This window comes from Pseudomonas sp. B40(2017) (assembly GCF_002112855.1).
GTDB classification, from domain to species: Bacteria; Pseudomonadota; Gammaproteobacteria; order Pseudomonadales; family Pseudomonadaceae; genus Aquipseudomonas; species Aquipseudomonas pharyngis.
The window spans coordinates 615570-625419 of record NZ_NEIT01000001.1; the positions used below are offsets into that span (position 1 = coordinate 615570).

A 9850-nucleotide genomic window follows, 5' to 3' on the forward strand; every position below is an offset into this window, starting at 1 on the left:
CTCCCTAAGCGGCATCTGCCGCATTGTCCGATAGCAAGACCCCCTCTCCTTGCAGGATCACCTCTGCACACATTAATGCCTCCACAACGATATCGCTGAGTGCTTCTTGAATATTCTTACGCCAGCGTTGACGAGTCCGCTCAGTGTTTGCATCTAAGTCCCAGGTGTTCATGTCGTAGAAGCTGTCCTTCAGCACGATCATATCGGCAGATCGGGATTCGTCTCTCTTCGCCTTGGCTTGGCCTGCCGCCAGCGCAGCCTTCACTACTGCTTCACGGCGCCACTCCGGCGCATCAAGCGGGATCTCGACGGATACGGACGTCGCCACCTTCGGCCGCGCACCCTTTAACTGCGGGATAGCCCAGGCAGTGGTCGCCTTGAACAGGAACAGCTTCGGGGCCGGGGTGTTGATGAGGGTCTGCAACGCAGAGATGGCCTGAACCTTGCGCCCTTTGTGGGTGCTGTACTTCGCCACCAGCGCATCCCAGTGCTTTTGCTCAAGCGCACTGTGCAGCCGGGCCGATACCCAGCAGTCCACTTGCGTGCGGTCGATGGTGTCAGCGCCACGGGAGCGAACCAGCGTCGCCATGTCGCCGCCCTCCTCCTCATCGGCAGAGTTGTACAGTTTCTGCCATGCCTGTTTGCTGGTGTTGTCGATGGCCTCGGCCGCGAGGGCGGAGACAACTGCGTTCAGAACGCTTGGATAGATCATGCTGCAGTCCTCTTCAGTTCGCGGGACTTGGCCCGGTATTCAGCCTTGATAGTTTTGATTTCTTCCACGGTGTACTTACGGGGCTCATGAGGCCCTTCAAGCCAAGCCACGGTCTCGGCGCCGACGCGCTGCACCAGCCGGATCCGGTACTCGACCGCGTTGCCGGATAGATTGCGATTGCACTTCACGCACTGGCGATGGATGTTCAGCGGCTCGAAACGCAGCTCCGGGCAGGCGCCCACGGATCGGTAATGACCAGCGTCCCAGCGGCTGCCGGTGATCAGGTCCTGGTCGCTCGGGTTCGAGTCGCAGCTGATACACGGCAGATGCGCGTCACGCAGGCGGACGTATTCGTTCACAGCGGCCTGGGCTTCGCGCAGGTGATCCGCCCTGCTCTTCAGCTTCTCCTTGCGGACCTTGATCTCGCGGCGGTCGCGCTGGGCGATGGCCTTGCGGGCTTTCTCGCTATTCGCCGGCGCATAGGCCAGCGCACATTTCGGGCTGCACACTACCTGCGTGGTGTTGAACATCGGGGCAAATTTCTCGCCGCAGGCCTTGCAGGTTTTCTGCTTCACATCCTTGAGGGCAGTTCTCATCCGTAGCGCCCTCCCCACTTGTCCTGCTCGGTCCAGCGCACGTCATGCTCGGCGCCGAAGGCATGCATCAGCTCGAACAGATCGCTGAACCACTTCTGCGACTGCTTGCGGGTCGAAACGGCCATCACGACGAACCCGCCATCAAGGCCTGGCTCCGCGCGCTGCTTTTCCAGCGAGGCACTGAAGAGGCACTTCCAGTCCTCACTGGTCAGTTTCTTGCCGTGCCAGATCACCTGATCGGAAACGTCCTTGAGCATTGCCCACATCTTGCGGTTGCAGACGTCCGGGCGTTTCTCGTCGCGGATCACCACCACCTTCGGCTTGCTCAGGTCGATTGCGTGAAGCACGCCGGCGAGGCGGTTGATGTCGCGCTGGTCGCGGATCGTGTATTCGGGATTCATGGCGTCACCTTCAGGCTCAGAGCCTCTACCTGCTCCTGGAGCTGGCCGGCGCCGCGCTGCAACGCCTCAACCTGCCCGCGCAGCGCTGCGTTCTCCGCATTGACGTGGCTGAACTGCGTGGCGATGTGTTCTTCCAGCGAGACCTGGTCACGCTGCCAGTCGAGCTCGTCGTAGTAGTAGCCGAAGCGCTCGCAAAGCCTGCGGTGGAAGTTTTTGAAGCCGGCCTCAGCCTGCTTTTTCTGGTCAGTGATATCGGTCATTGAGCCGCGCTCCTTGCTTTCAATAGTTCGGCCTGCTGTATGAGCAGCGCCCGGCGATCCGCCAGCTCGTTGGCTGCTAGAATTCGCAGTTCTGTTTGTTCCTCTGCTGATGCTTTACGCATGGCGAGCATCGAGTCCTTCACCGCAGCGAGTCTTTCCCGAAGCTTCGAAGACGGACGCGCGACATCGCCGGTGAGCAGAGCCGCAACCGCCCGCCCGTCTTCAGTGACCGGCACGACACTCAAGTCGGCCAGGTACTGCTGAGCGCGCTCTTGTGGGATTCGCTGCATCTGCACGGCTTTGGTGATCGCCTGAGTGCGGCGATTGGCGTCGAAACCGACAGACACGTGCCAGTTGACCTGCTTGTTGTCCTCCCGGGCCTGCCCCACCAGCCGCTCGTAAGCGCTGTTGAACGCCATGCGCGCACCGACCTTGTCGCCGCCATCGAGGACAGGTTTTGCAGCCGCCAGCGCGAGTTGGATTTCGTCAGTCAGCACCACGGTTTCGAACTCGTCGTTCGTGGTCATTGCGATCGCCCATGCTTCGTCCTTTCCCGGACGACCGTCGGCGGTCTGGACGCGCTGGAGAATGTCGGCCATCGCCAGCTTGCCCTTCACCTCGAAGCGGCAGGCCTTCAGCGCCGCCTTCACGGCAGGCACCGTGTAAGCGCAGAGGTCTTCAGCCATCATCGCCGCGGTGCCTGGGTTCATTTCCTGACCCATGGCCTCGGCGGTGGCGCATATCGCTGCAGCGAGCCCCGCAACCTGGTGATCGTTCATTTCAGAGGTACTCATTGCGCTCTCCTCCTTGGCGCTTGGCCAAGACCATTTGCGCGGCCTGCTCGGCAGCGGAGACGTTCGCTTCAGTGCGCTCCATCTGGCGGGCGGTGGTCCCGTTGATGCGCTGACCAGTAACCCACTGGGTGTGGTAGCTCTCGGCGTTGGCCAGCAGCTCGTTGAGGCTGTGGCACTTGCGCAGGACGCCGGCGTCGCTGGTTTTCAAGTAGTGAGCCGCGACGTGGTGGGCAACATCGGCGCCGAGCCGGTCGACCAGTTGGCCGAGCTGGCCGCCGACCTTGGCGTTCCACACCGGCCAAGTGCTGTAGCGCTTGCGGTAGGCCATGGCGTAGTTCGCCCAGACCTTGAAGGTTTTGCAGGACTGGTCTTTGGGGCCCGGCATGTCAGCGGGAATCTCGACCCGTGGAGCATTGTCGCGATCAACCACCAGCACTAGGTTGCCGGACTGAGCCGGCACGCCCTCGGCGGAGACCAGGGGTGCAATTGGTTCAATGACCGCTTCATTGACTGATTCAGAAGAGTGACTGGTTCTGGGTGCAGCTCCTGCACTACCCCCTAGTGCAGGAGATTCACTAGGGGGTGAACCTGCTGCACTACCCTGGTGAATCTGCTGCACTACCCCTGGTGCAGGAGGTGCACCACCATCGAGGGTCAGGAAATAAACATTCGACGAATTGCCCTTCGGCCCACCCTTCCTGATTTCCTTGCGCAGCAGCCCTGACTCGCACAACGCGGTGATGTGATTCATAACGGAACGCTTGCTGATCTCGCACTGATCGGCGATGTGTTGGTAGGACGGCCAGCACTCCCCCATATCACTGGCATTGTCTGCCAGCTTGATGAGGACCAGCTTACGCAGTGGGTTACCGACGCGAAGCTTCATAGCGGCGACCATAAGGCCCATGCTCATGCGGCACCGCGCATTGCTTTATCGTGAGTGAACAACCCGTTCCAGTTTTTCTTCATGGGCAGCTCGCCGGCCAGATACAGATCGTAGAGGCGCACGGCGCCCTTCTTGAGCAAGTTCGGCGTGAAGGCAATGAACGGTTCTTTGCCGTGGAGGGCGACTTCGGTCTGATGCTCGGTCATGTACTTGTCGCGGGCGTAAGACGCCACACGGAAGCGCAGGCCGGATTTGCTCTCGTTGTAGAGCCAGCTCCGACCCTCGAGGTACTTGCCCACCTGCATGACATTGACCCCATTGAGGCCCTTGCAGAATTGGGTGTGAGTCATCCCTTCCTTGAACAGGTTCTCCATGGAGTGGATTTTCGAGGCCTGGGCTTGGACCTGGATGGTCAGTTGCAGGCGCTGCTGCTCGGCCTCGAAGGCGATCTGAATCAGATCCATGCGGGAGAGTTCGCGGGGCTGGGCGATCTGCCCTTCCAGTTCCTGCCAGCGATCTACCAGCGCGGCGGTGAACTCAGGACTGAGCTGAGCGACAACGACGAAACTGTCACGCTTGTTTACGAGATACACCTCAACCGGGCGTGCGCCAGAACCTTCGTGGGAGGTTTCCACCGATGGTGAAAAGCTAACGACGCCTTTTTCTTGCAGGCGCTCGATGGTGCGCTTCACGCTGTCATGGCGTGACTCGACCAGATCGGCAATCTCACGAGAAGACATTGTTGTGCGCGACACGTTTTCAGAATTAGAAAAACGTGTCGCGACACTTTTGGGGGTATTGCTTGAATTGGGTTGGCTCTGCATAATCTGGCCTCTCTAGTTTACGAATCAGCCGACCTCGACCGTCGGCTTTTTTGTGCCTGGGCTTTCTGGGGCTTCTACTTGAGAGTGCTGACCCAAAGACCCCTTTTTTGGTGGTGAACTCAGAATTTCCGCGCATGCGCGGAAAATCAGGCAAGCTTCAAATTAGGTCGGTGTTTTGCGATCAGCGCTTCGGCCTTCCGGCCAAGCTCCCCTGCCCGCGCTTCAACCTGGCGGCACTGCTCGGCGAACGCTGGCAGATGCGGCAGGTCCTCTTCGCACATCACCTGGTCGTCAAAGACTTCGCTGCCGGTATCGATCACGTCGCCCAGGGCGCGGATCAGCGCCCCGAAGCTTTTATTGGCGCATTGGTCGCTCTGCATCTGGCGGGCACCAGTAAGTCCGTGGCGACCGGCCAGTTCGTTGATGCAGTGGTCGCGATACTCAGGCTCCAGGGCATTCACCCAAGACTCTTCCAGCCACGACGGCATTTCCTGATCACCGGACAGCCAGCGCTGCACACGCTTCAGCCAGCGGCCTGTTGCCTTCACGAATTCGCCAACGTCGTTCAGGCGCGCCAGCTCATCAAAGTCCGGGATCTTTGCCAAAATGATCTTCGCTGTTGGAACTCGCAGGGAGATCTCCCGGCTCAGCGCCTGGGCGAAATCGTCTTGGCTCAAGCTGGTGCGTGCGATCTGGTTTTGAGCGTGCGCGATCAGAACCTGATCACGAGTTTGTGCGGTGTGTCTTGGACTGGACGTTTCCATGGGGACTGCTCTCTTCTAATCTGGCTTCAACGGATTGGCGCGGCGGGTCGAACTTACGAAGCGTTCTTCCACTGGATACCCGGAAGGCACTCTTGCCGAGTCACCTTCCCGCCTGTCGCGTGTTCAATTTCAATGGCGCGCTCCGCGGTGATGGAGCGGTCGCCAGAGATCAAACGAGAGAGGTAGCTCGCCGGAATGCCGAGGCTCAGGGCGAGGCGTTTTCTTCCGCCGCGCGGAAGCTGCTTTGCGTACGTGGGGAAGTCCATTTGGGTTTACCTTCTGGTTCATTTATGCACGAATTTACCATAAATGTTTACCAAGTAAAGGTAATTTCCCCAAAGGGAAATAAAGGTTCTAATGGGGACATGGAAATCAAAGACATACGCAGAGCCAGAGTTCGCCAGATCATTGATCGCGACTTCGGCGGAAAAGACGCTGACTTCGCCGCCCGCGTGGATAAGCAGCCGTCCTATATCTCCCGGCTTTTCACCGACAAGGCCGAGCATCTCCGGAACATCGGGGAGAAAATGGCACGCGACTTCGAGTTGAAGTGCGGGCTCGTACCTGGATCACTTGATCGCCCGTTGAGCGAGGGTGAGCTGTCTGCAGCTTCGGTGTCCGGTGCCGCCAAGCCGAGAATTCAAGTCGAGATTCCACTGTCCTCGATCGATACCTGGGACGACGAGACCCCGCTCGATGACGATGAGGTCTACGTCCCCTTCCTCCAGGAAGTGGAGCTCGCCGCTGGCGAAGGCCGGTTTGTGATTGAGGAAAGCGATACCTCTCGGCTGCGCTTTTTCAAGAAAGATCTCCGGCACAATGGTGTGCAATTCAGCAATGCCAAATGCGTAGTGGTGAGCGGCAACAGCATGATTCCCGTACTGCGCGACGGCGCGACGGTCGGCGTGAACGTGGGGAAAAACTCACTGAGCGATATCGTCGACGGCGAGATGTATGCCATCAATCACAACGGTCAGCTTCGCGTGAAGCAGGTCTACCGGATCCCTACCGGGCTACGCCTACGCAGTTTCAACCGTGATGAGCATCCGGACGAGGACTACACGTTCCAACAGATCCAGGAACAGCAGATCTCGATCCTGGGGCATGTGTTCTGGTGGGCGATGTATTCTCGATAAAACCTACTAAATCTGCACAGGGCTTCGCGAAATGGAACTTCGAAAACAGATTCATCAAAATGCAGTAGGCCTGATCGCAGAAGCGAATCCAGAGGTTATGCGAGAGGCGGAAAACGCCTCAGAAGCAGAGCTATGTGGCATGACCCACGATGATTACAAAATCCTTCGAATCACCAACATACTTACGAGCAACGCCAAATCGCTCGGCATTTCCCCTTGGGAGTACCAGCTGAGGCTGGCGGAGAAAATTGGCATGGACGTAGCTTCGATTCGTGCTGAGGATGATCTCGCAGAAGCTGGCGCATTGGGGTTGAGTACTTTGAAGTAGAGGCTGATCTGGTCTGCGTGAAAGCCCCAAGGGTTGTGAGGGGGCCTCTAGTGGCCATGAACGAAGGAAAGACATCGAAATTGGCAGGGACGCATGCCTATAATCAGTTTATGAAAAAGCCCAACATTTACACTCTTCGGATAGTCGGTTCGCACCCGAACAAGCTTACGCTTGAGCGGATGGCTGTCTATTTGGCTGAGCTGGCAAAGCTGATGGGTGAGAAAGATCAAGTCCATTTCGATAAGCTTTCGGCAGGCAGTGCCGCTCTCAAAGCCTGGACGGAAGACGAGGCAGCTCCACGCGTTTCAAAGCGTCTTTCTCTCGCGATAGCACAAAGCAATCAGGCTCCAAAGGATGCTCTGAGCGCCCTCGTGAGAATTAATGAACTCCTGATTCAAGATGGAACAAGGGGGGAGTTAAAGGATCCGTCCGGAGCAGTAATCTATCCATTCCCTGGAGGCAAAAAGTCAGCCCCGGCGAAAGAGATTACCTTGGAGCAAGAAAGCACAATTACCGGCCAAGTTATAAAAATTGGCGGGAGAGATGACACGATCCCTGTCTTGGTAAAAGACAGCGATGGGCGAGAATACAATTGCACCATCATGGGAGCGCAGCTAGCCAAAGAGATTTCATCCCACTACCTCGGCGATCCGATTGAGCTAACCGGCAAAGGCAAGTGGAAAAGGACATCTAGTGGTCACTGGGAACTCCTCCAGCTGAACGTAAAGTCATGGTCTCCGCTATCCGGTGACTGGGATGAGGCTTACGCATCCATGGAAGCCATAGGTATCGGTTGGGCTGATGTTCCTGACGTGGAAGACTACCTGTCGGGTCTAAGGAAAGGTCATTAATTGGTAATTCTGGACACCAATGCGTTGGTCCTGTTTTTTGGGAAGCGACTCAACTCGGATGACAGCCTACGCATGCAGGGGCTCTTTCACGCGCTTCGTGCGAAGAGAGAGAGCATAGGGATTCCTGCGCAGGTCTGGGCTGAGTTTCTCGATCAAGCCGGCGAGCGAGAGCTGATAGAGACACAGACCATTTTCAAAACCGCAGCCTTCAGGCTCCTTCCATATGACCTAAAAGCTGTCATGGAGACGGTTGAAGTGGTGAAAGCCGGGCGCTCCGCCAGGAAAGCCATCAAGGGAGAGAAGCGCCCCAGACAGTCCGTCAAGGTCGATTGGCAGATCATTGCAATAGCTAAAGCCAATGGCGCTAGACTGCTAATCACAAACGACGTTGACATGCTCGCAGAATCTCAACGTTCTGGGATCTCAAGCATGCGTATCTGTGATCTACCGATTCCTGACCATCTCAGGCAACACGATTTGATACTGGAGAGGAAGTAGTTACCTGCACGACTCACCTTGGCGAATTCATCTCCGCCCGTCTTCGAAAAACCCGGCCCAGCGCCGGGCTTTTTCATTCCGCCCTTCCCTCCTACGTTCCGCCCTCGAGCCCTTCAGTTGCTTGAGCGAACCTCGTACCAGCCTCTCTCACCAGCTGGCGCCACTCACCTGCAGTGATCAGGCCATCTTGCTCCATGGCGTCTGCCATTTTGAGCAACTCATCGTACTGCTCTTCGGTATCCATCCTGAGCTCGGGCTCCTCCAGCAGCTTGCGCCAGGCAGACAGTGCTTTTTGTTTCTCTTCTACTCTCATGGCGATTCACCTAATGGATTGTGAGTCGGTAGAGACCGCACGTTACTTGGCGGTTCGATGTCGGCGACTGACGGCGCAGCAGATGGTGGCGCTCAGCCACGAATGATAAAATTTCGGCTCAATTGATGGAGGGATCCGATGAGCAAGAGAACTATCTTTTTTGTAGGGGCTCTGCTTTTTTCGAGCGCTTCAGACGCAGGGGTATTCAAGGATGAGGTTGATCGATTCACTGATAACCGATCTGTTTCTTGGATGGCCATGCCATCTCAACCCGAAGAGTTTTCTTTTTCGGTCTTTGCCTTTTACCCAAAGGGCCAAACGACTCCCTACTCATATCGCATCCAGCTTTTGACACGTTCCGATCAATGGCAGTACCTAGACTGCCACCACACTGACTGGTTGGTCGACGGTAAGCGTGATCCATATCTTGAGATGAAATACGAAAATTCTACGGCGGGATCTTCGACGCTGGAGAGCTTTAGCAAACGAGTAGATCGCGCGAACATTGAGCGCTTGGCCTCATCCAAGCTTATTGAATTCAAAGTCTGTGGCACAGAGGGAAAGGTCTCCGAGCAAGATATGGCGGGACTGAGAAGGGTCGTAGACGCCACCAAATAGAATTCCATTCCATTGCAGCCCGCTCAGTGCGGGCTTTTTTTCGCCTGGAGAAAAATGAGCTGCATCAGCAATTTACCAAAAACCAAAATTTGTTTACCAAGCTATTTACCAATATGCATTGACAGGTAATTTCCAAATGGTAAATTTACCTCAAGCCGACGTAACTTCGGCCCAGCAGCGAAAGCCGCGTCGCTCTTTAACAACCCGCGCCATAAACGATTACCCGGCTCACGCTGGGAGGTCAGCCCCGGCCACACCTGTGGGGCGAGATGAAGTCAGGTGAACAAAATCGCGCTGCCACTACTGGCGACCGGCGATCCGATAGCCCCGAAAGGCTACCAACGCGCAGAACTGCGACGGCGGACGAGGTGTTGACCGAACTGGCGAATGACCTGGTAGGAGGCGCGAGCAATTTCCGTAGATTTACTGATGCCGCTTTTCTGGAGCGGCATCAATCCATAGCGCAGAGCTCTCCTTGCCCTAAATCTCAGATGAAGGGGACAGTCAGGGAGCGCTCTGCGGTATGGATTGAACAATCGCCGAAGTAGAAAAAATGAATTAGCAACTTGCCCGCTCGGTCAAGAATTATGAACGCAGTAAATCTGACGAGGTGACAGCAATGACTATCCAAGCAGAGACACTCGTACAACTGGCCGAAGCGCTGCAGCAGCGCGGAATGAATCTGGTCTCAGATGTCCACTTTACCCGCGCACCATACCGGCATAACCACCGCTGGATTTGCACCGTAGAGTAACCATGCTCGCTGCCGGCGGCTTGGATTAAGACTCCACCGCCGGCCCCACTGCCCCGCTACACCGTTTTTCTCCCCATCCCCTTCCGACACCACCCGAATGCACTCTCCTCCGCGC

The 9850-nt window shown here is 56.8% G+C and carries 15 protein-coding genes; 5 read left to right on the forward strand and 10 right to left on the reverse strand.

What is annotated here, in order from left to right; genetic code table 11:
* Positions 1 to 4: 4 nt before the first annotated feature.
* The 9 genes from CAF76_RS02800 to CAF76_RS02840 form a co-directional block, all read right to left on the reverse strand.
* A complete protein-coding gene (locus CAF76_RS02800) occupies positions 5 to 712 on the reverse strand; it encodes a hypothetical protein (RefSeq protein WP_085646740.1) in 708 nt (235 codons plus the stop codon).
* Entirely contained in the window at positions 709 to 1308 is a 600-nt protein-coding gene (locus tag CAF76_RS02805) for a recombination protein NinG (protein WP_085646741.1), read from the reverse strand. The genes CAF76_RS02800 and CAF76_RS02805 overlap by 4 nt, the downstream gene beginning before the upstream one ends.
* On the reverse strand, positions 1305 to 1709 hold the full coding sequence (locus CAF76_RS02810; RefSeq protein WP_085646742.1) for a recombination protein NinB: 405 nt from the start codon (positions 1707 to 1709) through the stop codon (positions 1305 to 1307). The genes CAF76_RS02805 and CAF76_RS02810 overlap by 4 nt, the downstream gene beginning before the upstream one ends.
* Positions 1706 to 1969, reverse strand: a complete 264-nt coding sequence (locus CAF76_RS02815) for a hypothetical protein (RefSeq protein WP_085646743.1) — start codon at positions 1967 to 1969, stop codon at positions 1706 to 1708. The genes CAF76_RS02810 and CAF76_RS02815 overlap by 4 nt, the downstream gene beginning before the upstream one ends.
* Positions 1966 to 2763, reverse strand: a complete 798-nt coding sequence (locus CAF76_RS02820; protein WP_085646744.1) for a hypothetical protein — start codon at positions 2761 to 2763, stop codon at positions 1966 to 1968. Before CAF76_RS02820 ends, CAF76_RS02815 begins: the two co-directional genes overlap by 4 nt.
* A complete protein-coding gene (locus CAF76_RS02825) occupies positions 2750 to 3676 on the reverse strand; it encodes a helix-turn-helix domain-containing protein (protein ID WP_085646745.1) in 927 nt (308 codons plus the stop codon). The genes CAF76_RS02820 and CAF76_RS02825 overlap by 14 nt, the downstream gene beginning before the upstream one ends.
* Positions 3673 to 4473, reverse strand: coding sequence for a Rha family transcriptional regulator (locus tag CAF76_RS02830; protein WP_085646746.1), 801 nt, complete (start codon positions 4471 to 4473; stop codon positions 3673 to 3675). Before CAF76_RS02830 ends, CAF76_RS02825 begins: the two co-directional genes overlap by 4 nt.
* A gap of 146 nt (positions 4474 to 4619) precedes the next feature.
* Entirely contained in the window at positions 4620 to 5237 is a 618-nt protein-coding gene (locus CAF76_RS02835; protein ID WP_085646747.1) for a hypothetical protein, read from the reverse strand.
* Positions 5238 to 5290: 53 nt separating this feature from the next.
* Positions 5291 to 5503 (reverse strand): YdaS family helix-turn-helix protein, encoded by a 213-nt coding sequence (locus CAF76_RS02840; protein WP_085646748.1) that lies wholly within the window; start codon positions 5501 to 5503, stop codon positions 5291 to 5293.
* Positions 5504 to 5602: 99 nt separating this feature from the next.
* Here CAF76_RS02840 and CAF76_RS02845 point away from each other — a divergent pair, with 99 nt between their 5' ends.
* The 4 genes from CAF76_RS02845 to CAF76_RS02860 are packed head-to-tail and all read left to right on the forward strand — an operon-like array spanning position 5603 to position 8050.
* A complete protein-coding gene (locus CAF76_RS02845) occupies positions 5603 to 6373 on the forward strand; it encodes a S24 family peptidase (protein ID WP_143491799.1) in 771 nt (256 codons plus the stop codon).
* A gap of 31 nt (positions 6374 to 6404) precedes the next feature.
* Positions 6405 to 6701, forward strand: a complete 297-nt coding sequence (locus CAF76_RS02850; protein ID WP_085646749.1) for a DUF6388 family protein — start codon at positions 6405 to 6407, stop codon at positions 6699 to 6701.
* 56 nt (positions 6702 to 6757) lie between these two features.
* Positions 6758 to 7552, forward strand: coding sequence for a hypothetical protein (locus tag CAF76_RS02855; RefSeq protein ID WP_256579590.1), 795 nt, complete (start codon positions 6758 to 6760; stop codon positions 7550 to 7552).
* Complete coding sequence (locus CAF76_RS02860) at positions 7553 to 8050, forward strand: type II toxin-antitoxin system VapC family toxin (RefSeq protein WP_085646750.1); 498 nt, start codon at positions 7553 to 7555, stop codon at positions 8048 to 8050.
* Positions 8051 to 8141: 91 nt separating this feature from the next.
* On the opposite strand, the gene CAF76_RS02865 is transcribed toward CAF76_RS02860, so the two are convergent.
* Entirely contained in the window at positions 8142 to 8363 is a 222-nt protein-coding gene (locus CAF76_RS02865) for a hypothetical protein (RefSeq protein WP_085646751.1), read from the reverse strand.
* Positions 8364 to 8501: 138 nt separating this feature from the next.
* On the opposite strand from CAF76_RS02865, the gene CAF76_RS02870 reads away from it, so the two are divergent.
* The gene (locus tag CAF76_RS02870) at positions 8502 to 8981 is read left to right on the forward strand and encodes a hypothetical protein (RefSeq protein ID WP_085646752.1); all 480 of its coding nucleotides are present in this window, start codon (positions 8502 to 8504) and stop codon (positions 8979 to 8981) included.
* The last annotated feature ends 869 nt before the right edge of the window (positions 8982 to 9850 follow it).